22 protein-coding genes and 1 pseudogene are annotated in these 24,693 nt (G+C 36.8%); 13 read left to right on the forward strand and 10 right to left on the reverse strand.

Going from position 1 to position 24,693, the window contains the following annotated elements:
- Nucleotides 1-3 precede the first annotated feature (3 nt).
- Nucleotides 4-687 carry a DUF2461 domain-containing protein gene (locus EWU22_RS09275; RefSeq protein WP_231962867.1) on the reverse strand — a complete coding sequence of 228 codons (684 nt, stop codon included), beginning with the start codon at nucleotides 685-687 and terminating at the stop codon, nucleotides 4-6.
- 116 nt (nucleotides 688-803) lie between these two features.
- Here EWU22_RS09275 and trpS point away from each other — a divergent pair.
- From trpS to EWU22_RS09285, 3 genes and pseudogenes are all read left to right on the forward strand, one after another.
- Nucleotides 804-1,310 (forward strand): annotated as a pseudogene (trpS, locus tag EWU22_RS13500) (tryptophan--tRNA ligase); the annotation flags it as partial.
- Between the two features lie 111 nt (nucleotides 1,311-1,421).
- Nucleotides 1,422-2,168, forward strand: coding sequence for a tryptophan--tRNA ligase (locus EWU22_RS13560; protein ID WP_262708125.1), 747 nt, complete (start codon nucleotides 1,422-1,424; stop codon nucleotides 2,166-2,168).
- Nucleotides 2,169-2,170: 2 nt separating this feature from the next.
- Complete coding sequence (locus EWU22_RS09285; protein ID WP_130925306.1) at nucleotides 2,171-2,719, forward strand: phosphatase PAP2 family protein; 549 nt, start codon at nucleotides 2,171-2,173, stop codon at nucleotides 2,717-2,719.
- Here the strand turns inward: EWU22_RS09285 and EWU22_RS09290 are convergent.
- Nucleotides 2,692-3,705 carry an acyl-CoA reductase gene (locus tag EWU22_RS09290; RefSeq protein ID WP_130925307.1) on the reverse strand — a complete coding sequence of 338 codons (1,014 nt, stop codon included), beginning with the start codon at nucleotides 3,703-3,705 and terminating at the stop codon, nucleotides 2,692-2,694. The genes EWU22_RS09285 and EWU22_RS09290 overlap by 28 nt on opposite strands.
- Nucleotides 3,706-3,853: 148 nt before the next feature.
- Here EWU22_RS09290 and EWU22_RS09295 point away from each other — a divergent pair, with 148 nt between their 5' ends.
- From EWU22_RS09295 to EWU22_RS09305, 3 genes are all read left to right on the forward strand, one after another.
- A complete protein-coding gene (locus tag EWU22_RS09295; RefSeq protein ID WP_130925308.1) occupies nucleotides 3,854-4,201 on the forward strand; it encodes a 4Fe-4S dicluster domain-containing protein in 348 nt (115 codons plus the stop codon).
- Between the two features lie 354 nt (nucleotides 4,202-4,555).
- The gene (locus EWU22_RS09300; protein ID WP_130925309.1) at nucleotides 4,556-5,710 is read left to right on the forward strand and encodes a porin; all 1,155 of its coding nucleotides are present in this window, start codon (nucleotides 4,556-4,558) and stop codon (nucleotides 5,708-5,710) included.
- A gap of 21 nt (nucleotides 5,711-5,731) precedes the next feature.
- Nucleotides 5,732-7,075 carry an ammonium transporter gene (locus EWU22_RS09305; protein ID WP_109323057.1) on the forward strand — a complete coding sequence of 448 codons (1,344 nt, stop codon included), beginning with the start codon at nucleotides 5,732-5,734 and terminating at the stop codon, nucleotides 7,073-7,075.
- 99 nt (nucleotides 7,076-7,174) lie between these two features.
- Here EWU22_RS09305 and mtaB read toward each other — a convergent pair whose 3' ends face one another.
- Nucleotides 7,175-8,500 carry a tRNA (N(6)-L-threonylcarbamoyladenosine(37)-C(2))-methylthiotransferase MtaB gene (mtaB, locus tag EWU22_RS09310; RefSeq protein ID WP_130925310.1) on the reverse strand — a complete coding sequence of 442 codons (1,326 nt, stop codon included), beginning with the start codon at nucleotides 8,498-8,500 and terminating at the stop codon, nucleotides 7,175-7,177.
- 87 nt (nucleotides 8,501-8,587) lie between these two features.
- Nucleotides 8,588-9,601 carry a glutamine synthetase beta-grasp domain-containing protein gene (locus tag EWU22_RS09315; protein ID WP_109323059.1) on the reverse strand — a complete coding sequence of 338 codons (1,014 nt, stop codon included), beginning with the start codon at nucleotides 9,599-9,601 and terminating at the stop codon, nucleotides 8,588-8,590.
- Between the two features lie 244 nt (nucleotides 9,602-9,845).
- Between EWU22_RS09315 and EWU22_RS09320 the strand changes: the two genes are divergently transcribed.
- From EWU22_RS09320 to EWU22_RS09340, 5 genes are all read left to right on the forward strand, one after another.
- On the forward strand, nucleotides 9,846-12,053 hold the full coding sequence (locus EWU22_RS09320; RefSeq protein WP_130925311.1) for a glutamine synthetase III family protein: 2,208 nt from the start codon (nucleotides 9,846-9,848) through the stop codon (nucleotides 12,051-12,053).
- 11 nt (nucleotides 12,054-12,064) lie between these two features.
- On the forward strand, nucleotides 12,065-12,622 hold the full coding sequence (locus EWU22_RS09325; protein ID WP_130925312.1) for a hypothetical protein: 558 nt from the start codon (nucleotides 12,065-12,067) through the stop codon (nucleotides 12,620-12,622).
- Nucleotides 12,623-12,624: 2 nt separating this feature from the next.
- Nucleotides 12,625-13,341: an RsmE family RNA methyltransferase gene (locus EWU22_RS09330; RefSeq protein WP_130925313.1), complete on the forward strand. Its 717-nt coding sequence runs from the start codon at nucleotides 12,625-12,627 to the stop codon at nucleotides 13,339-13,341.
- Entirely contained in the window at nucleotides 13,331-13,990 is a 660-nt protein-coding gene (locus EWU22_RS09335; RefSeq protein ID WP_130925314.1) for a DUF4159 domain-containing protein, read from the forward strand. Before EWU22_RS09330 ends, EWU22_RS09335 begins: the two co-directional genes overlap by 11 nt.
- Before the next feature lie 89 nt (nucleotides 13,991-14,079).
- Nucleotides 14,080-14,841 (forward strand): acyl-CoA desaturase, encoded by a 762-nt coding sequence (locus tag EWU22_RS09340; protein ID WP_109323063.1) that lies wholly within the window; start codon nucleotides 14,080-14,082, stop codon nucleotides 14,839-14,841.
- 905 nt (nucleotides 14,842-15,746) lie between these two features.
- On the opposite strand, the gene EWU22_RS09345 is transcribed toward EWU22_RS09340, so the two are convergent.
- Nucleotides 15,747-17,006, reverse strand: coding sequence for a dihydrolipoamide acetyltransferase family protein (locus EWU22_RS09345; protein WP_317127120.1), 1,260 nt, complete (start codon nucleotides 17,004-17,006; stop codon nucleotides 15,747-15,749).
- Between the two features lie 11 nt (nucleotides 17,007-17,017).
- On the reverse strand, nucleotides 17,018-18,271 hold the full coding sequence (locus EWU22_RS09350; protein ID WP_130925316.1) for a competence/damage-inducible protein A: 1,254 nt from the start codon (nucleotides 18,269-18,271) through the stop codon (nucleotides 17,018-17,020).
- 84 nt (nucleotides 18,272-18,355) lie between these two features.
- Here EWU22_RS09350 and gldC point away from each other — a divergent pair, with 84 nt between their 5' ends.
- Both gldC and EWU22_RS09360 read left to right on the forward strand, forming a co-directional pair.
- Nucleotides 18,356-18,706 (forward strand): gliding motility protein GldC, encoded by a 351-nt coding sequence (gene gldC, locus EWU22_RS09355; protein ID WP_109323067.1) that lies wholly within the window; start codon nucleotides 18,356-18,358, stop codon nucleotides 18,704-18,706.
- Between the two features lie 9 nt (nucleotides 18,707-18,715).
- Nucleotides 18,716-19,765, forward strand: coding sequence for a thioredoxin family protein (locus tag EWU22_RS09360; protein ID WP_130925317.1), 1,050 nt, complete (start codon nucleotides 18,716-18,718; stop codon nucleotides 19,763-19,765).
- Between the two features lie 2 nt (nucleotides 19,766-19,767).
- Here the strand turns inward: EWU22_RS09360 and EWU22_RS09365 are convergent, their stop codons facing one another.
- The 4 genes from EWU22_RS09365 to EWU22_RS09380 all read right to left on the reverse strand — a co-directional run bounded on the left by EWU22_RS09365 (nucleotide 19,768) and on the right by EWU22_RS09380 (nucleotide 24,626).
- Entirely contained in the window at nucleotides 19,768-19,956 is a 189-nt protein-coding gene (locus EWU22_RS09365) for a DUF6728 family protein (RefSeq protein ID WP_231962868.1), read from the reverse strand.
- Between the two features lies 1 nt (nucleotide 19,957).
- On the reverse strand, nucleotides 19,958-21,973 hold the full coding sequence (gene ispG, locus EWU22_RS09370; protein ID WP_130925319.1) for a (E)-4-hydroxy-3-methylbut-2-enyl-diphosphate synthase: 2,016 nt from the start codon (nucleotides 21,971-21,973) through the stop codon (nucleotides 19,958-19,960).
- Nucleotides 21,974-22,061: 88 nt separating this feature from the next.
- On the reverse strand, nucleotides 22,062-23,267 hold the full coding sequence (locus EWU22_RS09375) for a sugar MFS transporter (protein WP_130925320.1): 1,206 nt from the start codon (nucleotides 23,265-23,267) through the stop codon (nucleotides 22,062-22,064).
- A 6-nt stretch (nucleotides 23,268-23,273) separates the two neighbouring features.
- A complete protein-coding gene (locus tag EWU22_RS09380; protein WP_130925321.1) occupies nucleotides 23,274-24,626 on the reverse strand; it encodes a Gfo/Idh/MocA family protein in 1,353 nt (450 codons plus the stop codon).
- Nucleotides 24,627-24,693: the final 67 nt, after the last annotated feature.

Below are 24,693 nucleotides of genomic sequence, written 5' to 3' on the forward strand. Positions count from 1 at the left end.
ATATTACTTAATAGAAAAGGGTTCTTTATCAAAAAAAATGGCATTCAAGAAATCTAGATAAGGTTTTAATACCTGTGCATCTTGAATAAGTGTTTCAACAAACGAGGGACTTAACACTTCGGAATCACTATATTTCCTCCAAAAAAACAATTGTTTCTTCTTCAACAATTCGATTTCAGGATGTTCAACTGGATATCCTTTGGGCATAGTTTTTAGAGCATCGCCTACAGGCTCCCCGAATACCTTCAAAAAGGTAGGAGAGTGAATGATACCTTTTAAATGCTTGGCATTATAATCAATTTCTTGTCGAAATAAGGCCAATTGCTCGGGCGTAGGGCTATACATTCCACCACCTAAAAAGGATTTTCCACCAGGTTCAATGTGAACATAATAATCCATTAAACCCGATTTGCGACCACCTTCTGAAAAACTAGCTGAAAACCAAGTTTTATAGGGAGCCTTATCTTTGGCAAAGCGGACATCACGGTAAATCCGATAAGAGCAATGCTTCAATTCTACACCATCCATGTTTTCAAACTCCGAAAAAAGCGATATGAGTTGAATGGTAAATTGATCAAAGGCCGTCTTTTGTTCCAGGAATCTATCCTTATTTTCACCAAACCATTCTCTTGTATTGTTTTCTTTTAAATCAGATAAAAAGGTCAAAAGGGAACTTGGAATGGACATGGGCCTATTAATGAAAAATTATAAACGAATTTAAATAAATTAGTCAATACTTGCCCGCAAACTTTGGGAGTTTCGCGCTATTTTCTTGATTTTTGTAAAACATTAAATTTTTAAGCATGCGCATTCTGACGGGCATTCAGTCTTCTGGTAGACCACATTTAGGAAATATATTAGGAGCGATTCTACCAGCGGTTGAACTTTCTAAGAAAACGGGTAATGAATCATTCCTTTTTATAGCCGATTTACACACCTTAACGAGTTTAAAAGATGGTGCCACCATCCGAGCCAATACCTTATCCATAGCTGCCGCTTGGTTAGCTTGTGGATTGGATACCCAACATACCTATTTTTATCGCCAATCGAAATTGGCTCCTTACCATACGGAATTATTGTGGTATTTATCTTGCGTGACGCCTTTCCCGATGCTAGCGAACGCGCATAGTTTTAAGGATAAATCCAATAAATTGGCCGATGTGAATGCGGGTTTATTTACTTATCCCGTTTTACAAGCTGCTGATATCTTATTGTATGATGCCAATTTGATACCAGTAGGTAAAGATCAGCGTCAGCATATAGAAATGACGAGGGATATGGCAGGGGTGATTAATCGTTTATTCTATAATAATTTCAAAAATGATTTTAATGAAATATTAGGTTCAGTATTTAAAAAAATTGATAATCTTAATATCATTATTAATAGAATTAACTCAAATTTTAAATTTCATTTTGAATTAATGATTGAAGAAAATAAAGTTTTTTCCAATCAAATATTAAATGAAATATTCCATTTAAATGAAAAAATCATTGCTGTTAATAACAACTTCCTGTCTAGGCCATCTAATATCAGATTGGACAATCTGGATATCACAATTTTAAATAACATAATTAAAATTTCCGAATCTATTGATTCAAATTTGATTAAGTTTTTACCAGAAAGTTCATATTACGGCACTTTTGATCATGAAGATAAAGTTGAATTTATTTCTAAATATAAAATTTCAAACTATTCACCATTTAGTGTTTTCGTCATCCCAGAAGCTGAAATTTCGGAACATGTCATGACGATCCCAGGTATCGATGGTCAAAAGATGAGCAAATCTTTAAACAATTACATTGATGTGTTTTTGCCAGAAAAAGATTTACTGAAACAAATCAAAAAGATTGTAACGGATACCACTCCATTAGAAGATCCCAAGAATCCAGACGAAGATATTACCTTTAAATTGTATCAACTCGTTGCATCTCCTGAGCAAATAGCTACGATGAAAGCAAATTATTTACAAGGAGGCTATGGATACGGGCATGCTAAACAAGCTTTATATGAGGCTGTTTTGGTTTATTTCAAAGAAGCCCGTGAAAAATTCGATTATTATATGGCTAATCCTAATGAAATAGAAGCCAAATTAGAAGAAGGAGAGGCTCGTGTAAAACCTATTGCAGAAGCTACCATCCAACGAGTACGTGAAATTTTTCAGTTTTAATCATGTGGCCACAATGGGATAGTGATGTATTTCAATGGATCAACCAAGCGCATGCGAGTGGTCTGGATGAAATCATGGTGCTATTATCCAATCGATGGATATGGGTTCCCATGTACCTTTATTTGATATACGTCATATACCAACAAAAGCAAAAGCTATTTTTAGCATCCATATCTTATTTAGTTTTGAGCATCGTTTGGGCTGACCAAATATCATCTAGTGTTTTGAAACCGTATTTTCAACGATTAAGACCTTGCCATGTTCCAGCATTTAGCTCTTGGATCCATTTACCAGATGGCTGTGGAGGATTATATGGGTTTTGCTCGTCCCATGCTGCCAATTCATTTGCTTTAGCATTTGGCTTTTATATATTGACCCAAAACAAAATAGCGCGAAATTTATTATTAGTTTGGGCTTTTCTAGTCTCCTATAGCCGCGTTTACTTGGGAGCTCATTATCCCTTGGATGTTATTACTGGAGCTATAGTGGGTATTTTGGGAACGTATATATTAAAATACCTCATTTACGACAAGCTGGTCAAAAAGGCGTAAGTATCAATTCCGTCTGCAAAATCGCTTAATCCTGGCTCTTGGCTTTTACCAAAACCCACTTGATTCTTTTTGGCTGAATCTGCTCCAACAATGCACTGAATTTTTTCTTCTGAGGCATGTATCCAAGCTTCTAATTCGTCTTCAGAAGAATATCTCCTTAAATATACCACACCTACAGGTGAGACTAAATCCTGACTTTCTTGAATCAATAAGTTTCCTAAATCAAAATGAGGAATCTGATTTAAGAGAAACAAGGTTTTATGATATTGATAATTGTTGGAATACTTAGTATGATCTAACACCCAGTGATACTGAGTCAGCACATCAAAAAGAGGAGTGGGGTCATACGATTCAGGAATGGCGATGGTAGAAACATTTCTACAACCTAAACCAAAATAAGAAAATACATCTTTAGCCAATTGATGAAAATCCTCCTGAGATTCTGAACCATCTAAAATAGCAATGGAGGTTCTGTTCTTACGTATGATATGTGGTGTGGAAGCAAAATAATGAGCAAAATAGGACCCTGAAAAATCACTTCCAGTGGCAATAACGGCATCCATACCTTGCAATCGTTCAATCAACTGAATGGGGGCATCGACACTAAATTCTTGCATTGCTTGCACATAAAGCAGCATGATGGACTTATCCTGAGAGCTTAATTTGATACAAGCTTCATTTCCACTAGCTAAAGTCATCAATACATCATGAATTCCAACAGCCGGGAGATTACCCGCCAAAATCAAGCCCACTTTTTTACTTGAATGAACTTGGTGTGGATGATTCTCAAAAAATATTTCCCAAGATTTTATATCAAAAAACTGAAGATGAACCGCTTCCATGGCTTCAAGAATCAGGTGTTCAGAGAACCAAGGATTCTCATTTTTAGCTCTATCTATAAAAAGTTCTATTTTTTCCTTGTTAGATGACTTTGTGAAATAATCCGACAAAAAGGCAATGAGCTGTAAAAATGACTCTTTTCTCATAAATGGAATGGTTCTTAGCTTGCAATAGGATTGCAAAGTTCTAAAAATTTTGCAATAGTCTTTTAAAAATATATAGTATTCAAAATTTTGGATGTAAATTGCACAAATTTCTTTCAAAAAGGACGATTAAAGTCTTAAACAAAAGATTATGGCTATTATTATTACTGATGAGTGTATTAACTGTGGGGCTTGCGAACCGGAATGCCCTAATACAGCAATTTATGAAGGTGGTGTAGAGTGGACATGGGCTGGGGGAACTGCTTTAACAGAAGTAGAATTAGGAGATGGTTCAACCATGGATGCCAAAGCACCTGTTGAGCCAGTTTCAGAAGAGTTTTATTATATCGTACCTGACAAGTGTACTGAATGTACTGGATTTCATGAAGAGCCACAATGTGCGGCCGTTTGTCCAGTGGATTGTTGCGTTCCAGATCCGGATCATGTAGAAGATAAAGATACCTTATTAGCTAAAAAAGCATGGTTACATGCTGAATAATTAGTCATAATATAGATTAATATGAGGACCTGCCTAGTGCAGGTCTTTTTTTTTGGCCTCAGTTTAATCCAAACAGACTTTTCGCTAGTCTAAATACTTAATTTATATTATTCTAAGATTACTTCTACCAAAATTTCATTTTTTACAAAAACCAGTTTCATTTCAAGTGTCATTTTTATTCATTTTTGTAATTATTCAAATTTTAGGTTTAATTTTTAACCTCAAATTGTAATATTTTTGAATAAATATCATTTTTAGGTTTAATTTTTATCAATAATTCTTGTTTTGTATTTTTTTTAAACCAATATTTGTCCCGTAGTCAAGCATTTATTTTCCCATTAAAATTTAAAGAATATGAAAAAATCAATCTTTACCCTCTTATTGTCAGGAATTAGCTTTTTGGGATTTTCCCAAGAAAAAGAAGCTGAGAGCTCAAAATTTACATTTTCGGGTTACATCGATTCGTACTATATGTTAAATTTTAACAATCCGACAAATCGCAGCAATCTAGGTGTTGCAGGAAACGAAAGAGCATTTGATCAAAAATCAAATCAATTCTCATTAGGCTTGGTACAAACTAAGTTCGGCTATGCTACAAAAACATCTGATGTTGTGGTTGATTTAACCTTCGGACCTAATGCAGATCTTGGTCAATACGGAAACGTGATCGGACCATTGGGCGCTGGAAAAGCTACTACAGCTTTAGCCATCAAGCAAGCGTATTTCAACTGGAAGCCAAGCGACAAATGGACATTTACTGTTGGCCAGTTTGGCACACACATTGGATATGAAGTCATTGATGCTCCAGTGAATTATAATTATTCCTTATCTAACTTATTCAACAACGGTCCATTCTATCACATTGGAGCCAAAGCCAACTATGCTTTCTCAGCTAAATCTGCTTTGATGTTAGGTATCGTGAACAATGTAGACAATTTGAATGATAATAACTCTTCTAAAGGTTTCATTGGACAATTCTTTTTTGCTCCTAAAGAAGGTTGGAATGTGTATATCAACGGAATTACTTCCAATGAATCTGCTCCATTGGCTAGCGGAAAAGATGATTCGGGCAGTTACAACTTATTAGACTTAACCACCTCATATCAAATTAGCCCTAAATATTTAATTGGTTTAAACGCTGCATACGGTTCTCAAACAGGTGATTTCCAAGGTGGTGGAAATGTAGGTAATAGCAAAACTTGGGGCGGCGTAGCACTTTACTCCAACTATGCTTTCACAGACCACTTCAGCTTAGGAGGCCGTTACGAGGTATTTGATAATACAAGTGGCGCTAGAGCTCTACGTGGAATTAATGCAGCAGGCGAGACAGTAGGAACCGATGTTAGTTCATTCACATTGACAGCTACTTTCACAACAGCAGAAGGACACTTATTGATTAAACCAGAATTAAGAACAGACTCATTCAAAACTGCCCAATTTGTGGATGGCGATGGAAAGTCTCAAAAATCACAAGCCACATTTGGAACAGTCTTTATATACAAATTTTAATTTAACTTAACTTTTACGGACATGACAACACAAAAACCAACTTGGATTCCGCTTCTAGTATTACTTGCAGTTGCGGTGCTTGCATTGTTTACCGATCTACCTGGAACAATTCCTACAGAAGGTATTGACACAGGTGACACAGCCTGGCTAATTGTTGCCTCTGGCTTGGTACTCCTAATGACTCCTGGATTAGCTTATTTCTATGGGGGAATGGTAAATCATAAAAATGTGATTTCTACTATGTTGCAATCTTTCATTGCCATGGGTGTAATCAGTGTTATTTGGGTGATTTTTGGATTCAGCTTAGCATTTGGAGATTCCATTGGCGGCTGGATAGGTGATCCAACTACCTTTTTTATGTTCAATCATGTGTTTGACCACAAATTATCATTAGGATCTTCTGATCAAATTAAATTCACGATTCCTTTTGCTCTATTTGCTTTTTTCCAAATGAAGTTCGCTGTAATCACGCCAGCTTTGATCTCTGGAGCTTTAGCAGAAAGAATTAACTTCAAAGCTTACGTATTATTCATGGTGCTTTTCTGCATCTGTGTATATTCGCCATTGGCTCACTGGACATGGCACCCAGACGGATTCTTATTCAATTTAGGAGTTTTGGATTTTGCTGGTGGAACAGTAGTTCACATGTCAGCTGGTTGGGCTGCATTAGCAGGTGCTCTTTACCTTCGTCGTAGAAAATCACATATTGAATCTAACATTTTGCCTCCAGCTAATATTCCTTACGTATTATTAGGTACTGCCTTATTATGGTTCGGATGGTTTGGTTTCAATGCTGGTTCTGCTTTAGGTGCTAACTCTTTATCTGTAACAGCATTCGCAACTACGCACATTGCCGCAGCATCTGCAGGTTTATCTTGGATATTGTTTGATGTAACTCGTGGTAAAAAAGTTTCTGCATTAGGTTTCTGTATCGGTGCTGTGGTTGGTTTAGTTGCTATCACACCTGCAGCTGGTTTCGTAACATTGCCAGTAGCCATCTTCATCGGTGTTATTGCAGCCTTAGTATCTAACATCATCGCACACTGGAGAGCTTCTTCTAACTTAGATGATACGTTAGATGTATTCCCTTGCCATGGTGTAGGTGGAATGATGGGTATGTTAATGACAGGTATTTTCGCTACTAGCGCTGTAAACTCAGCTGTTGCAGGAAACGGCTTATTCTACGGAGAAACTGATTTATTCGTAAAACATATTTTAGCTCTTGCAATCGTTTCTGCCTTTGCATTCGGCGTATCTTATATCCTTTTAATTGTAACGGACAAAATCATTCCATTACGTGTTAATGAGGAAGAAGAAAGATTAGGTTTAGACATTTCGCAACACGACGAGTCGATCTCGGAATAGTCTAACATATAGACAAAGCCGCAAGTAATGGTTCTTGTGGTTTTGTTTCAATCAAAAAGTCGGAAGCTTCTAGTTTCCGGCTTTTTTGTTTTCTATAAACTAAACGAATTGTTCTAGCAAGATATCAGCACGCATTAAACCTTCTTCATCCAAAGATTTGTAACGAACAGGTTGAATGGTATTAATTAAAAGCGGATCATAAGGAACACGAACACGCACGTAATTCTCAGAAAACCCTTCCATAAAACCATCAGAAGAAGCTTCTTCAAAAAGCACTTTACCTTTTCTCCCCAATTGAGTTTCGTAAAATGCACGACGTTTCTTATCAGAAAGTATATGCAACATTTTCGAGCGCTCTGCTTTCACTTTGGCATCTATTTTAGGCTGAATATCAACCGCATAGGTATTTGCCCTTTCAGAATAAGTAAAAACATGTAAATAAGAGATATCTAAATCATTCAAAAAATGATAGGTATCTAAAAACATCTCCTCAGTTTCTCCTGGATGACCGACAATGACATCTACACCAATACAAGCATGAGGCATCAATGATTTAATTTCTCGAACACGTTCAGCGTACAATTCTCTTTGGTATCTACGTTTCATTAAACGCAAAACGGCATTGGAACCAGACTGCAACGGTACATGAAAATGAGGTACAAAATGCTGTGATTCGGCCAAATATTGTAATAACTCGCTGTGTAATAAATTAGGTTCAATGGACGAAATACGAAAGCGATTCAAATCACTTTGAGTATCAAGAGATTTCACCAAATCAAAAAAGGATTCTACTCGTTTACCTTGTTGAATACCAAAATCGCCTATGTTTACACCAGTCAAAACCACTTCTTTTACTCCTTTTTCTGCAATTTCCTTCACTAAGCCTAACACATTTTCAATAGTACTCGATCTGCTTTGTCCTCGTGCCAAAGGAATGGTACAATAGGAGCAAGGATAATCACAACCATCCTGAACTTTCAAAAAAGTACGAGTCCGGTCATTCACTGAATAGGAGGCATGGTAATCTAAATCGTACCGAATCTCAGAAGCTATGACTTTGGGAAGGGACTTTTTAGTATCGGAAACAAAATAGGGTGAAATAATATCCGCTAATTGGAATTTCTCATTAGCCCCTAAAACTAAATCAACTCCTGGAATCTGAACAATTTCATCAGGTTTCAATTGAGCATAGCAACCTAATATCACCACGACCGACTCAGGATTGATTTTTTTTGCTTCCTTAACTACTTTTTTACACTTTTTATCGGCCTGATCTGTCACACTACATGTGTTTATGACAAATAAATCAGGAGATTGCTGGAATTCTACCCGTTCAAAGCCCATGGGTTCCAAGGAACGAGCAATGGTGCTAGACTCGGCAAAATTCAACTTACAACCTAAGGTATAAAAAGCTAATTTTTTCATTCGGAATAATAAGCTGCAAATTTAAAACAAAAATGGCGGATAAATCCGCCATTTTAATCAATTATGAATGAATCGAACCTCTAAATACTAATATTTAGCCGTTTTAACAGTCTTAATAATTCTTGAAGCTACTTTATATGGATCAGCTGCTGAATTAGGACGACGATCTTCTAACCAACCTTTCCATCCTTTTTCTACCGTAGCGATAGGGATACGAATAGAAGCTCCACGATCAGAAACTCCATAAGAGAACTGGTGGATAGATTGTGTTTCGTGTTTTCCTGTTAAACGCAAGTGATTATCAGCACCATATACTTCAATATGCTCTTTCACTACTGGAGCAAATGCAGAGCAGATAGCGTCATAAGTACCTTTTTCTCCACATGTACGTAAAGCAGTATTAGAGAAGTTAGCATGCATACCTGATCCATTCCAATCTAATTCTCCAAGAGGCTTACAGTGCCAGTTAATAGCTACACCGTATTTCTCTCCTAATCTTTCCAATAAATAACGAGCAACCCAAATTTGATCACCTGCTTCTTTAGCTCCTTTTGCGAAAATTTGGAATTCCCACTGACCAGCAGCTACTTCGGCATTAATACCTTCCACATTTAAACCTGCTTCTAAACAGATGTCTAAATGCTCCTCTACAATATCTCTACCAAATGCATTTTTAGCACCAACCGAACAATAGTATGGTCCTTGTGGTGCTGGATAGCCATTAGAAGGGAAACCTAAAGGCTTATTAGTTTCAGGATCCCACAAGAAGTATTCTTGCTCAAAACCAAACCAAAAATCATTATCATCATCTTCGATAGTCGCACGACCATTACTTTCGTGTGCTGATCCATCAGAATTCAACACTTCACACATCACTAAGTAAGCACTTTTTCTAGCAGGATCTGGACAAATGAACACAGGTTTCAAAAGACAGTCAGAAGAACCACCTGGAGCCTGCTCAGTCGATGAGCCATCAAAGCACCACATATCACAATCTTCTAGTTTGCCACTGAAGTTATTTTCAATCTTTGTTTTAGAACGTAAACTCTGAGTAGGTTTGTAACCGTCAAGCCAAATGTATTCAAGTTTAGATTTTGCCATGATTTTAAACGTGTTTTTATTAAAAATTCATTTTTTGTACCAAATACAATGCAAAAATAAACCTGTTTTTAAGAAAAACAATTTTTTGAAATAAAAATTATACAATTTCGTCACGATTAATTTTGAAAATAAAAAACATGACATTTATTAGAATTAACGAGAAATACGGGAAAAAGAGATTAAATTTGTTTCAAGTAACAAGCAAAAATCCTATTTTTACGTTCTTGATAACCAAATTCCAACCATGGCAATAACTAGATTCAAAGCTCTTGAATTAGCTCAAAGTAGAGCTACTGCCGTTGTGAAAATCCCTACTGAAAAAGTTAGTGATTATTACGGCAATATGACATTTAATGATGAGGTAATGCGCTCATTGTTATCTCCTGAAGCATACCTTAAGATTACAACAGCCATTAATACTGGTTCCAAAATCGACCGTGATGCGGCTGATGAGGTTGCAGCAGCGATGAAATCTTGGGCTATTTCTAAAGGAGCGACTCACTACACGCACTGGTTTCAACCTTTAACAGGTACTACTGCTGAAAAACATGATTCGTTTTTTGATATTGATTTAAGTACAGGTAAGGCAGTTGAAAAATTCAAAGGATCAGCTTTAGTACAACAAGAGCCGGATGCTTCTTCATTCCCTAATGGTGGAATTCGTTCTACATTTGAAGCTCGTGGTTATACAGGTTGGGATCCTTCTTCACCTGCATTTATCATGGAAAATGCAGCAGGAACGGCTACATTATGTATTCCTTCAGTATTTGTTTCTTATACAGGTGAGGCACTTGACTATAAAACTCCATTATTAAAATCCATTGAATTAATCGACAAAGCTGCAACGGCAGTTGTGAAAGAATATTTCAATCGCGATGTAACGAAAGTTGTTCCTACAGTAGGTATTGAACAAGAATACTTCTTAGTTGATGAGGCTCTTTACAATGCCCGTCCCGATTTGATGATGGCAGGCAGAACAGTATTCGGTCATGCACCAGCAAAAGGTCAACAATTAGAAGATCACTATTTTGGATCAATTCCAACACGTGTGAATGCTTTCATGGTTGATTTTGAAATTGAAGCTTTAAAATTGGGTATGCCAGTTCGCACGCGTCACAACGAAGTGGCTCCTGCGCAATTTGAAGTTGCTCCAACCTTTGAAGAGGCTAACTTAGCTTGTGATCACAACGCCCTTTTGATGGATTTGATGTCGAAAGTAGCTGTTAAACATAAATTAAAAGTATTGTTCCATGAGAAACCATTTGCTGGTATCAATGGATCAGGTAAACATAACAACTGGGCTTTAGGTACAGATACGGGTGTCAATTTATTGGGACCATCATCTAAGCCAAAAGAAAACCTTCGTTTCTTGACTTTCTTTGTAAACGTAGTAAAAGCCGTGCATGATAATGCTGATTTATTACGTGCATCGATTGCTTCTTCAGGAAATGAACACCGTTTAGGAGCTAATGAAGCACCTCCAGCAATCGTTTCTGTATTCTTAGGATCAACCATGAATAATGTGTTGGATGATTTAGAGAATATGAAGGATATCGAAGAATTCCAATTAGAAAAAGGAGATAATGTGTACCTAAAATTAGGTATCAATAAAATCCCTTCTTTGATTTTGGATAATACGGATCGTAACAGAACATCGCCATTTGCTTTTACTGGAAATAAATTTGAATTCCGCGCTGTAGGTTCATCTGCTAATTCAGCTGCACCAATGACGATTTTGAATACAATTGTTGCGAACCAATTAATCTTATTCCGTAAAGAGGTAGATGCTATCTTAGAAAAAGGAGTGAAGAAAGAATTGGCAATCATGGATGTGTTAAAGCGTTATGCCAAAGAATCCAAAAAAATCCGTTTTGAAGGAAATGGCTATTCCGATGAATGGGTAGAAGAGGCAGAAAAGAGAGGTTTATCAAACATGAAAACTACTCCAGAGGCACTTTTAGTTTACACTCGCCCAGAGTCGATTGAATTATTCACTAAATACGGCATTTATTCTAAGGAGGAAATGCATGCTCGTTATGAGATCGAATTGGAAAACTACATCAAGAAAATCCAAATTGAATCTCGTGTATTAGGTGATATGGCGATTAACCATATTGTTTCTACTTCATTAAAATACCAAACTCAATTGGTAGAAAATGTGAAAGGTCAGAAAGAAATTGGTATTGATCCTCAATATTATGCACCTACCGTTGAAATGATTAAAAAAATCTCTGAGTATACGTCGAAAATCGTTTTATTACAAAATGATATGACGGAAGCAAGAAAAGAGGCAAACAATGTGGAAAATATCGAAGAAAGAGCGTTCTTGTATGGCTCTAAGGTCAAAGGATATTTCGAAGATATTCGATACGCAGTGGATAAACTGGAATTAATCATTGACGACGATGAGTGGCCATTGCCAAAGTACAGAGAATTATTAATGATTAAATAGTTTGTCACCATATGACACAAATTAGCAATCCCGGATTTTCTCCAGAGGAAATCAAACGTTTAAAGGAGCTTTGCGCGACCGAACAACGTACTTTTATTTTGATCGAAGACGAAGATCTTCCGGTAAGCAATGATAGAGAAATGGTCCACATACAGTTTGTGGGCCATTTTGAGCAAAAGGAGGTTATTTATGATGCCATCCTATGCACGCTACAATTACATTATTCTAGCTTGTTGTATGAAGCGGCGGAAAGAGAGGCTATCCAACACTTTCCGTTATATGTCCCTATTGAAAATAGAGATGAAACATATCAAGCCAATGATTCATTAGACGAGGAAGTGGAAATGATGGTTTTGGAAATCATCGAAGAAATGGAGGAAAATGATGAAATCAAGGTGAGTGAATACGTAGAAGTAGATAAAGATTTTGATTTTGGTATCGGTTTAGAGGCTGCTTTATACGTTCCAGCATTAACTGACGAGGTTATTGAGGAATTCATTCATGACTTTAATGCAGATGCTTTACAATTAGATACATCTTTATATTCGTTTAAATCTGAAGAAGAGTAAGCATGAGTATTCCGGTTTTTTATGAGCCAAATCCTATTGCTAGCCCTTTTTTAAGCGAAGATGAATCCATTCATGCCCATCGTGTCCTCCGTTTAAAAGCGGGAGACCCGATTTTTATTTTAAATGGGAAAGGTCAAAAATTTGAAGCTAAGATTGACCAATCAACTAGTAAAAAGACCTCATTTCATCAACTTAAAGAAATTGAAAATGAGGCCAAGCCTACCTATGCTATTCATCTTTGGATAGCGCCAACCAAACAAATGGAACGTATGGAATGGATGGTGGAGAAATGTGCTGAATTTGGAATTCAATCTATTGGTTTTTTTCAATCCCGATATTCTGAAAGAAAGGAAATTAAGACTCACCGTTTAGAAAAAATTGTCATTTCTGCATTAAAACAGTCGAAAAACCTGTTTTTACCTGCTATTTACCCCATCATTTCTTTAAAAGAGCTTGTTCATCAAATGGAAAACAAGCCAGTTGAACAAAAACTATTTGCCTATATTTCCGAGCCACCATGTCCGAGTCTATCTAAAAGTATTCAACTGAATCACCCTTATCATATTTTAATTGGTCCAGAAGGAGATTTTTCACGAGAAGAAAGTGAGGCTTTACTAGCGAGCGATTGGACTCCATTTAGCCTTGGAAAAGCTATTTTAAGAACAGAAACAGCAGGATTAGCTGCTACACATGCCATACATTTATTACATGAGAATTAAGGCACTGCTTTTCTTAATATTTTTATTCAGTCAACAGCTTTTGGCTCAAAACCCTTTGTTTAAAATTGCTAAAGTAAAATACAAAGGGGGAGGAGATTGGTATGCCAATAAGACATCATTACCTAATCTCATTCAATTTGCTAACCAGCAGAAAAAAATGGGCATTGATCCTAATCCAGAGACCGTAGAATTAACAAGCCCTATGCTTTGGAATTATCCTTTTATCCATTTGACGGGTCATGGTAATGTGCTTTTCGATAAAGAAGAACAAAAGAGCTTACGTCAATACTTATTAGGGGGTGGTTTTCTGCATATTGATGATAATTATGGTTTAGATAAATCCATTCGTAGAGAAATGGCGAAAGTCTTTCCAGAATTAAGTTTTGTTGAATTACCCTTTAATCATCCCATTTATTCTCAAGCATATTCTTTCCCCAAAGGTTTGCCCAAAGTGCATGAGCATGATGGCAAAGCTCCTCAAGGATTTGGATTGATTCATCAAGGCCGACTCATCTGTTTTTATTCCTATGAATGCGATTTAGGAAATGGCTGGGAAGATGAAAGTATTTACCACGATCCGGCAGAAAAAAGAGAGGCTGCCCTTAAAATGGGAGTCAATATCCTTCAATACGCCTTCCTACACCCATAACTGATAAAAATCATAAAAGTATATTGGAATACTAGAGATTCTTTGAGTTTTCATGGCTAAATTTGTGGCCATACCTTATTATTACTTTTATGCAATTAGTACTTCCAGCTTTTATTATTCATTGGTACGTATCTTTATTTAGTCAAACTTTCTTCCTACACCGTTATTCAGCACATAAAATGTTCTTAATGAACAAGTTCTGGGAGAAATTTTTCTATTTCCTTACTTATTTATCTCAAGGGTCTTCTTTTTTAAGTCCAAGAGCTTATGCCATTCTACATCGAATGCATCATGCATTTTCTGATACACCTAAAGATCCACACTCGCCGATGTTCTCTAGCAATGTCTTCACGATGATGTGGAAAACAAAGAACATTTACAATGCGGTTTTAAACCGTTCTCAAAAAGTAGAAGAACGTTTTGAGCATGATTATCCAGTTTCTAAAACAATTGAAAAAATTGGCGATTCATGGATTTCAAGAATTGGATGGGGAGTTGCTTACGCTTCATTCTACATTGTTGCCTATAAATATTTTGATATGCACTGGGCATTCTTCTTTTTGTTACCCGTACACTTTTTAATGGGACCTGTTCACGGTGCTATTGTTAACTGGTCTGGGCACAAGTACGGCTACCAAAATTATGACAATCATGATCACTCAAAGAACTCTTTAGTCGTGGATGTGTTGATGATGGGAGAGTTGTTCCAAAATAATCACCATAAATTACCGAATCGTGTCAATTTTGCTACCAAATGGTTTGAGATTGATCCAACCTATCCAATGGTTAAATTATTAACTTGGTTACGCATTATTCGTCCTAATGTCAAGGACCCGAATTCCAAGTTTTAATTACACAAAACATCAAAAAAGCCCTGGATTTATTCAGGGCTTTTTTATTAACATGTCTCGTCCTGAAATAAGTTGACAGTTTTTAGGTCGACAGAGTTGGTCAATACTATTTTAGATTTTCCGATATGTAATAATTGAATCAATCCATGTTATTTTATATCGTACTTTACTTTAATGCCAATACTTAGATTCTGAGTCTTTTTTATTTAAAATGTTCAAAGTGTTGTCTTGTCCTGATAAAAGGCCAAAGTAAATGATATGATTATGGTTCTGTTGAATCTAACCTAAATACCATCACTTAAAACACAATTTTATGGTATTTCTTTTTTTGAAAAAAAAGAAACAAAAAAACTTCTTTTCTTGTCGGTCAGCAAAGGCGAATTTCGCTTCGCGAAACCGTGATTCACTACGCTATCGCCTATATTTTTGACGCCGACACACATCGCCTTTGCTAAGGTCAAAACCTCGTCTACCGCTGCGTTCATCATCTTTCGCTCGTGCTGACCGAATGTATTTTCTATCAAAAAATATCAAACTTCATTCTAAAACTTAATTCAAATAACTAACAACTAATGAGGTTAATCCCAACGAAAGATGGGAACGTAGCATAAGCGAAGCGTAAGGCGGATGTTTGACCCAGCGCATAGGCTATGTGTGTTAGCGTCAAAGATTAAAGCCGTATGCGAAGTGAACATCGGTTCCGCGTAGCGGAATTCGTCTTAGGATTAACCGTAATCATCTGTTTTTTTTGTTTCTTTTTTTTTGAAAAAAAGAAATACCTAAGTATTGGTATTAAAGTAGAGTACGATATAAAATAACATATATTGCTTCAAAAATTATGTCGAAAAATCTAAAACAAGTAACGTTAAATAACAACCTGAGCCTCATGTAAAATAAAGATCTGACTACAATTCGTGATCAGAAATATTGAATTTCTCTAGATAATCGGAAACTCGTTTCAAGAAACCTCCACCCAAAGAACCATCGATTACTCGGTGGTCATATGAATGTGATATGAACATCTTTTGACGAATCGCAATCTGATCACCTTGAGGCCCAGAAATGACCGCAGGTTTCTTTTCAATTACTCCAAAGGCCAATATCCCTACTTGTGGCTGAACAATGATAGGAGTACCCATCAAATTGCCAAATGAACCAATATTTGAGATAGAATAAGTGCCTCCTTCTAAATCAAATGGTGTTAATTTATTCAATCTAGCTCGATTAGATAAATCATTGACCTTTTTAGTCAATTCCAATAATGATAATTTATCTACCTCATGAATAACTGGAACAATCAAATTACCATTAGGTAAGGCTACTGCCATGCCAATATTGATTTGTTCATGCTGTACTAAATAATTTCCTTCCACAGAAATGTTCATCCCCGGGAAATCCTTCAAAGCTTTGGCTGTCGCCATAATCAACAAAGGGGTATAGGTAATTGGCTCTTTGTATTTGGCCAAAAAATTGGCCTTTTCAGTTTCGCGCCAAGTAACCATAGCTGTCATATCAGCCTCCAAAAATGAGGTAACGTGAGGAGCAATACGCTTAGAGTCTACCATACGCTCAGAAATCATCTTGCGCATACGGTCCATTTCTATCACCACATCACCTGGTAAACGTAAGCCTGGACCTTGACTCAGCGTTCCTGAGGCTATCATCCGCTTGGAATTCCGAACAGCGATATAATTCAAAACATCTTTTTTGGTAACTCTTTGGTCTAGACCCGAACCTTTAATAGTGCTTAGTTCACGCTGAGTGACATTTTCTTGCAAGCAAATTTGTTTGATCAATGGTGAAATCCAAGGGTTTGATTTTTCTTCATTTTGACCTAAAATCCCTAAGCTTACATCTGTCAATAAAGCTAATTCTTCCTGTTGCGGAAACATGGTAACGGTAGAAGTACTAGGAGAGGGTTCAGCAGAATTTTCCGTAGAATCAATGACACAAATGGCCTTTCCAATGGTAGCTATTTCGCCAACAGGGATAATAATCTTCTGTAAATAACCTGAAACGGGGCTTGGTACTTCGGTATCTATCTTATCAGTAGCTACCTCCAAAATAAATTCATCTGCTTCCACATAATCACCTGGTTTTTTTAACCAGTTTAATACGGTAGCTTCCATGATACTTTCACCCATTTTAGGCATGATGACTTCCATGATGGCCATAACTATTGAGTCAATTCGTTTAACAAAAATTTCCTAACTAAATTCAGACAGTTCAGGGCCGTCATATGTATTATTTGCTTCCTAGTACCAGCTAATTGCAATTTACGAGTAATGACACCATCAGCATGAGATAAAGCAATCCATACCGTTCCTACAGGTTTTTCCTCAGTACCTCCATCTGGACCAGCAATTCCAGAAGTGGCTAGAGATAAAGTACTTTGTAATTTCTCTCTGACCCCATTGGCCATAGCTATGATACAAGCTTCACTGACAGCTCCATCGTTTTCTAATATAGCATGAGAAACACCTAATGTTTCTATTTTAACTTCATTGGCATAAGAAATAACTCCACCTTTAAAATAGGCTGAACTTCCTGCTATTTCTGTGAATAGATGTGCTAAATAACCACCCGTGCAACTTTCTGCCACGGAAATATTAGCGCCTTTTTCGATCAATAATTGACCTATAACTTGTGATAATTCGTCTTGCTCATAACCAAACACATAGGGTTTAATGAGGGGCATGACACGGTCTATTTCCAATTGAATATCTTGATTCAATTGAGTAACACTGTCTCCAAAGCCCGTCAAACGCAATTTAACGATTCCCAAAGAAGGCAAATACGCTAATTTAATATGACTGGGTAAAGACAATTCCCAATCCTGTATCATATCTGACAAATAGGATTCACCTATGCCTACCACTTTTACAATTTTATGCACAATGGTTGGCGTTTTAAAATGTTGGGCTACTCGAGGCAAGACCAAATCTTCCATGATCGCTTTCATTTCAAATGGAACACCTGCCATAGATACCCAAACCGTATTTTTTTCTTCAAACCACATGCCTGGTGCGGTACCTTGCTTATTTTGTACATATTGCGCTTTGATAGGCAGCAGAGCTTGATCTCGATTCAAGTCACTTAATTCTCTTCCTCTTTTCTCAAAGAAAACACGTACATCTTCCAATGCTTGTGGATGATACGCCATGTCGCAATCAAAGAAATTAGCTAGAACTTTTTTGGTCAAATCATCTTTGGTTGGCCCTAATCCTCCAGTAATGAATACGATATCGGCCCGATGTTGAGCTTCTTCCAGAATGCTTAAAATTTCACTTTCTTGATCGCCTACGGACGACTTTCTGATGGTTTTAATTCCTATTTTATCTAATTCAAGGCTAATCCATTGGGTATTGGTATCCAATATTTGCCCATAAAGAATCTCGTCCCCAATCGTAATAATTTCTGCTCGAACCATTAAGTTTTCTTACTTTTGTACGAAAATACGATTTATTTGGGATAGAATTTAGTCCATGAATCGAAAAACAATTCAAATTAAGCGATGAAACAATCAGAGATAAATTTCAAAATTAGTTTAGACGAAAATAACATTCCTGAACAAATTTCTTGGTCAGCTACTGATAACCCTAACGAAGGAATAGAAGAAACCAAAGCGATTTTAGTGGCGACATGGGATCCATACCACAAAGGTACATTAACCTTACCTCTTTGGACCAAAGACATGGAGGTTTTGGACATGAAGCGTTTTTTCATTGAAATCTTAGGTACTGTTTCAGAAGCTTCCTTACAAGCTACTGGAGATACTTATTTTTCACAGGAAATAGAACAAGTTTGTATGACTTTATCGAGTCATTTAAAGAAAGAAATCATCGCGGCTGAGAAAGGTCAATAAAATTTTTACATGAAAATATCCCATTTATTCCTAGCCATCATTTTACTCCTATCTATGCCTTCTAAGGCTCAAAAGGGGATAAATTTCATCAAAACAGGTAATTTCAATGTGGCCATAGCTACTGCCAAAAAGCAGAATAAACTTTTATTTATGGAAGTTTATGCGCCAGATTGTCATATTTGTAATGCTTTCAAAGGAACATTCGCACAACCACAAGTTGGTGCTTTGTACAATGCTAAATTTGTCAATTTCCAATTAGACATTCGCAATCCTGAAAATCAAAACTTACTGAAGAAACTCAAAATAAACATTAATGCTACTCCGACCTTCATTTTTATGGATCCTAATACCTTACAAATTGTAGGTGCTAAGATCTTTGGAGAGAGGGAGAATTCTGTCATTAATGTAAATTCTATAGCTCAGAAAGCCGCTAATCCAGCGGAACATGCACAGAATTATGCTAAAAGATTAAAAGGTGGAGATAAAAACCCGCAATTTTTATTAAACTATGCGGAGTACGCACGGATAGTGGGCGATACCACTTCCAATATTTTAGCCTTCAATGAGTTTGCTAAGACCTTAAATCCAGGGCAATATACTTCCCAAAGTACTTTCAATGCCATTCAAATGGTCATGATGAATAATAATAATGCTTTATTTGACTATTTCATCACACATATTCCTGCCTATGAGAAAATCTATGAGGCAAACCCTGTGCGAATGAGCTATGAAAACATCTTTCAAATTGTGTTGACTAGCTCTCAAGCAAATAAATTGAGTGTAAGCGATATACAAAAGATAAAGAGCCAAATGACCAAGGCTGGATTAGATGCTAGCTCGATTCAAAGGAGAATGTGGATGGTAGAAAGTTCTTTGTTATTCAAACAAAAGAAAGCTTCTCAGGCTATTCAGGTTATTGAAAAATTATTGGCAGTGCTGCCCAATGCCCCAGGACCAAAAGAATATCAATATTTATGCGATTATGTCAATGGAAAAACCAAGGACAAAAAGGCATTGGCCTACGCTAAGTCACATTGGTGTAAATTTGGGATGAAATAATTCTAGCGAAATACAGCTCGATAAATCATCACGGCCACACAAAACAAAAACATCACAATCGATATTTTATTAATCATGTGCATGGTGCGAATATTAAAGTTCGTCGGTGCACCTGGTTTTGGTTTTTGAAATACTCGAATGAAATAGGTAAATACTTCACCTATTCTGAATTGATCTCTTAGTCTGCTCATCTTAATTGGTCGTTTCTTGCGGATCTTTCCAAATTCCGTCTTCTTTGATTAATTGAATTAATTCATCCACAGCTGAATCTGCTGGTACTGATTTTTTAACGACTTCCTGACCACGGTATAAGGCAATTTTGTCTTTACCAATACCTACATAGCCGTAATCGGCATCAGCCATTTCTCCTGGGCCATTCACAATACAGCCCATAATTCCTATTTTCACCCCTTTTAAATGATCAGTCACTTGTCGTATTCTTGCCGTTGTTTCTTGAAGATCAAATAAGGTTCTTCCACAAGATGGACAAGAAATATATTCGGTTTTAGAAATACGTACTCGACAGGCCTGTAAAATCCCAAAATTAGTAGAATTAACGAGGGAAGCTTGAACATGAAGACCTGTTAATGACAACATCAAACCATCACCAAAACCATCAATCAATAAGGCTCCCGCATCGGTAGGAGCAAATAATTGAAACTGTTCTGCTGGTATATCTTGGTAATTCAATTGTATAACAACAGGAATACTAATTCCTTGCAATTCCAACTCAAAAAAGGCCCGACGAATGGCTGCCATTCGATTGGAGAAGCTGGAAGACAGTACTAATACTTCATGCTGGGCTAATTTTAGCGCATTGACCAATACTTCATTTGTCCAAATTTCTTCTGCATCTGCATGTACAAAATTAAGTGAGGTATGTTTCTTGCTGGATTTCAACCAATCTTCTACTTCAAATAATGGATATTGATGCTCTGAAGGGCTCGATTGAATCCATGTTTTAGCAGATTGAATTTGTTTCAAGCCATTAGGAAGCATAAAATCCACATCCAATGTTCCCGTATATAGATAATCTGCTCCCAAATCATTCATGGCCCATTTATCGGGTTCTGGCAAATAAAAATGACCAATGGCTTTCAAATCCTCCATGCCTATGCTTTTCAAATGTGAAAAGTCGGCTATAACTCGAGGAACTTGATGTCCTCCAAAATTCAATAATTCGGTACTCTTTCTTCTTGAATGAGCAAATGGATTAATAGGGGAGTCAAATCCTGCAGTTAAATTAGTAAGAGCTGGAATAGGAGCATTAGGACGATTTCGTCCAACATAGCGATTAACCAAATCTTTAGCTACAGGAATTTCAAATTCAGGGTCCTCTGTTAAAGATACACGTATAGTATCTCCCAATCCATCTTCTAAAAGCGTTCCAATACCCACGGCTGATTTAATTCGGCCATCTTCACCTTCACCTGCCTCTGTAACCCCTAAGTGCAATGGATATGCTTTAAAACGACCATCAGCAAGCTTTTTACTTAATAAACGATAGGCTTCTACCATGACTTGCGTATTGGATGCCTTCATGGAAAGAACGATATTAAAGTAATTTTCATCCTCACAGATACGTAAAAACTCCAATGCAGATTCTACCATACCTAAAGGAGTATCTCCATATCGACTTAAAATACGATCTGAAAGAGAGCCGTGATTGGTCCCAATACGCATAGCGGTACCATATTCCTTGCAAATTTTCACCAATGGCAAGAATTTTTCACGAATTCGTTCTAATTCAGACTGATAAGATGCTTCCGTATAATCAATTGTTTCAAATCGCTTCTTATCAGCATAATTACCCGGATTTATGCGCACTTTCTCTACAATTCTAGCGGCTAATTCGGCAGCGTTGGGTGTAAAGTGAATATCCGCTACTAAGGGAGTTTTATAGCCTTTGGAACGTAAACCTTTTCGAATATTTTCTAAGTTTTGTGCTTCTTTAACAGATGGAGCTGTAATCCGCACCAATTCACAACCCGCATCAATCATACGAATGGACTGCTCAATGGAGCCCACTGTATCCATGGTGTCTACCGTGGTCATAGATTGTATTCGAATTGGAAAATCAGAACCTAACATCAAATCTCCGATTGAAACAGGAATCGTTTCTCTCCTTTGATAGCCATATAAAGTAGGAGCATAAATGTTCCCATCGCTTATCAAATGAGCAGAAGACGACTGAAGGATGCTTGACATAGGTAGTATATTTATTTCAAATTTACGAAATACAAACAAAAAGCCTCATCTCATGAAAATAAGATGAGGCTCTTTTTACATGATGTTATTACCAAGAACTCTTTTTGTGTCCGATTGTTGCGTAAAAAAGAATAAACAAATAGCAAGGAACCATAATGACATAAGCCAATTGTGTATCTTGAATTCTATCGGCAATATCTCCATATAACAATGGAATTAATGCCCCGCCCGAAATCATCATAATAATCAAAGCAGAACCTAATTTGGTAAACTTTCCTAGACCATTAATAGCTAATGGCCACAAAGCTGGCCACATTAATGCATTGGCTAAGCCTAAAAGGGCTAAACACATCACTGAATAATATCCATGTAAAAGAACGGTTCCAAGAGAAAATACAACCCCTAAAATGGCCGAATAATTCAAAGCTTTTTGTTGAGATAAAATTTTAGGAATAAACAAAATACCCACTACATATCCAGCCAACATCCCATATAAAGTATAGGTTGTGAAGGTTTTAGCCACTTCCATTTCAATGCCTTGTGATACGCCATAATTGATGATAGTATCACCCGCCATAACTTCCACACCTACGTATAAGAAGAATGCAACTAGTCCCAAAACTAGGTTAGGGTATGCCCATACACTTGAGCGTTGTTCTGCAGCCGCTTCATCACTTTCTTCGGCTTCTACTTCTGGTAAAGTTGAGAAGCGAACCAATAAGGCTAATCCCACTAAAACTCCAGTCATAATTAAATAAGGAGTTACCACAATGCTCAAATCTTTGGCATCAGTAGTGGAGGATAACAATAAGCCGCCGAAAATAAACTGACTCAAAATACCAGCCACTTTATTGCAAATACCCATAACAGAGATACGCTTGGCAGCAGAATCTGGAGAACCTAAAATGGTTACATATGGATTGGAAGCTGTTTGTAAAAGCGCTAATCCAGTACCAATCACGAATAATCCTAAAAGGAACATGGGATAATTAGACATTTCAGCCGCTGGAACAAATAATACAGTTCCAACTGCCATAACAATTAATCCCAAGGACATACCATTTTTAAATCCAGTTTTTGCCAATACCCAAGAAGAAGGAATGGCCATAACAAAATAAGAAATAAAAAATGCCGAGGTTACTAACAGAGATTCAAAGTTATTTAATGCAAAGGCTGCTTTAAAAAAAGCAATTAATACGGAGTTTACCCAAGTCACAAATCCAAATACAAAAAAGAGTATTCCGATAATTAAAAGGGCAGCTGAGGTGTTGGTAGGTTTGTTTGTAGTTGTCATAAAGGTTTAATAGTTATCATTTAAAGCAAAAATAGGTTGATTTGTTTTCCATTTTCCCCGTGTGAAATCAGGAATTTTAACAGGGGCAGATCCTTTGGCTATGGATTCTTCGGATAGTGGTGAAATAGCTGACCATGCTGCCGCATCATATACGTCTATAGGAGGGGCTACTTTATTTTTAATCGATTCAATAAAAGCTCTTAAAACAAAATAATCAATTCCACCATGGCCTGCATTTTCTGCATCTTGTGCATGAGCTTTCCAAAGTGGATGATCGTATTTCTCTTGATAAGGTTTGAATGGCTCCCAGCTATGCGCTTTAGGTGAAACACCTTCTAAATAAATGGATTTATTATCATCCATCCATAAACCATTGGTTCCTTGAACACGGAATCCTAAAGAATAAGGTCTAGGGGAGTTGGTATCATGGGAAATCATGATGGTTTCTCCATTGGCACATTTAATTAACGTAGTAACCACATCACCTAACTTAAACTTGGTTTTGGCATTTGGGTGATCTTTACCTCCTTTATCCACAACATATTTATGTAAACCTAAAGCTGGACTAGCCATAGATGTTAAATGTAAAAACTGGTTTCCTCGGTTAATATTCAACATTTCAGCTACTGGCCCTAAGCCATGAGTTGGATAGATATCACCGTTTCTATCAACCGAATGTTGGGTTCTCCATTTAGCCTCCGAAAATCCTTTCGCACCAAATTCTACACCACCACCATAAGGCTTAACTCCATCATTGAATTTCACTTCACGTAAATCATGTTGATAACCACATTGTACATGGGTTAAAGAGCCAAACATGCCTTGACGAACCATGTTTAAAATAGCTAGCACATCACGACGGTAGCAGACATTTTCCAAAATCATGCAATGTGAACCTGTTTTTTCATACATATTCACTAAATCCCACGATTCTTTTAGGGTAACTGTAGCTGACACTTCCACACCGGTATATTTTCCTTCTTTCATGGAAGCTAAGGCCATAGGCACATGCCATTCCCAAGGAGTAGCGATAATTACGCCATCGATATCGTTTCGTTTGACTAAATTTTCAAAATCATGATCCCCTTTTTGATAAACAACAGCTTCTTTACGACCCTTATCGCGAATCATTTTTTGAGAAATCTGAATAGCTTGAGGATCTACATCACAAATTGCTACAATTTCTACGTCGGGACGATACATCGCCATTTCCAAATGATTTCTTCCACGAAGTCCAACGCCGATGAAACCTAATCGCACTTTTGTTTGTTCTGGTGTTATGCCTTTTAAAATTGTGGGAAATAGGGCAGCAGATGAAGTATATAGTAGCGATTTTGAAATAAAGTTTCGCCTTTTCATAAATAGTTAAACTGGTTTTAGATAATGAAATTGAAATTTAATCAAATTATGGCTGTAAATTTATATT

It is taken from the genome of Aquirufa nivalisilvae, assembly GCF_004307455.1.
Lineage (GTDB): Bacteria > Bacteroidota > Bacteroidia > Cytophagales > Spirosomataceae > Aquirufa > Aquirufa nivalisilvae.

What these genes read in the sequence shown, in the direction of transcription:
- EWU22_RS09350 (WP_130925316.1), bottom strand. Translation starts at nt 18,271, where the DNA reads ATGGTTCGAGCAGAAATTATTACGATTGGGGACGAGATTCTTTATGGG.
- EWU22_RS09300 (WP_130925309.1), top strand. Translation starts at nt 4,556, where the DNA reads ATGAAAAAATCAATCTTTACCCTCTTATTGTCAGGAATTAGCTTTTTG.
- EWU22_RS09305 (WP_109323057.1), top strand. Translation starts at nt 5,732, where the DNA reads ATGACAACACAAAAACCAACTTGGATTCCGCTTCTAGTATTACTTGCA.
- mtaB (WP_130925310.1), bottom strand. Translation starts at nt 8,500, where the DNA reads ATGAAAAAATTAGCTTTTTATACCTTAGGTTGTAAGTTGAATTTTGCC.
- EWU22_RS09290 (WP_130925307.1), bottom strand. Translation starts at nt 3,705, where the DNA reads ATGAGAAAAGAGTCATTTTTACAGCTCATTGCCTTTTTGTCGGATTAT.
- EWU22_RS09375 (WP_130925320.1), bottom strand. Translation starts at nt 23,267, where the DNA reads ATGACAACTACAAACAAACCTACCAACACCTCAGCTGCCCTTTTAATT.
- EWU22_RS09340 (WP_109323063.1), top strand. Translation starts at nt 14,080, where the DNA reads ATGCAATTAGTACTTCCAGCTTTTATTATTCATTGGTACGTATCTTTA.
- EWU22_RS09325 (WP_130925312.1), top strand. Translation starts at nt 12,065, where the DNA reads ATGACACAAATTAGCAATCCCGGATTTTCTCCAGAGGAAATCAAACGT.
- EWU22_RS09320 (WP_130925311.1), top strand. Translation starts at nt 9,846, where the DNA reads ATGGCAATAACTAGATTCAAAGCTCTTGAATTAGCTCAAAGTAGAGCT.
- EWU22_RS13560 (WP_262708125.1), top strand. Translation starts at nt 1,422, where the DNA reads ATGATTGAAGAAAATAAAGTTTTTTCCAATCAAATATTAAATGAAATA.
- EWU22_RS09360 (WP_130925317.1), top strand. Translation starts at nt 18,716, where the DNA reads ATGAAAATATCCCATTTATTCCTAGCCATCATTTTACTCCTATCTATG.
- EWU22_RS09335 (WP_130925314.1), top strand. Translation starts at nt 13,331, where the DNA reads ATGAGAATTAAGGCACTGCTTTTCTTAATATTTTTATTCAGTCAACAG.
- EWU22_RS09285 (WP_130925306.1), top strand. Translation starts at nt 2,171, where the DNA reads ATGTGGCCACAATGGGATAGTGATGTATTTCAATGGATCAACCAAGCG.
- EWU22_RS09275 (WP_231962867.1), bottom strand. Translation starts at nt 687, where the DNA reads ATGTCCATTCCAAGTTCCCTTTTGACCTTTTTATCTGATTTAAAAGAA.
- EWU22_RS09365 (WP_231962868.1), bottom strand. Translation starts at nt 19,956, where the DNA reads ATGAGCAGACTAAGAGATCAATTCAGAATAGGTGAAGTATTTACCTAT.
- EWU22_RS09315 (WP_109323059.1), bottom strand. Translation starts at nt 9,601, where the DNA reads ATGGCAAAATCTAAACTTGAATACATTTGGCTTGACGGTTACAAACCT.
- EWU22_RS09295 (WP_130925308.1), top strand. Translation starts at nt 3,854, where the DNA reads ATGGCTATTATTATTACTGATGAGTGTATTAACTGTGGGGCTTGCGAA.
- EWU22_RS09345 (WP_317127120.1), bottom strand. Translation starts at nt 17,006, where the DNA reads ATGGAAGTCATCATGCCTAAAATGGGTGAAAGTATCATGGAAGCTACC.
- ispG (WP_130925319.1), bottom strand. Translation starts at nt 21,973, where the DNA reads ATGTCAAGCATCCTTCAGTCGTCTTCTGCTCATTTGATAAGCGATGGG.
- EWU22_RS09380 (WP_130925321.1), bottom strand. Translation starts at nt 24,626, where the DNA reads ATGAAAAGGCGAAACTTTATTTCAAAATCGCTACTATATACTTCATCT.
- gldC (WP_109323067.1), top strand. Translation starts at nt 18,356, where the DNA reads ATGAAACAATCAGAGATAAATTTCAAAATTAGTTTAGACGAAAATAAC.
- EWU22_RS09330 (WP_130925313.1), top strand. Translation starts at nt 12,625, where the DNA reads ATGAGTATTCCGGTTTTTTATGAGCCAAATCCTATTGCTAGCCCTTTT.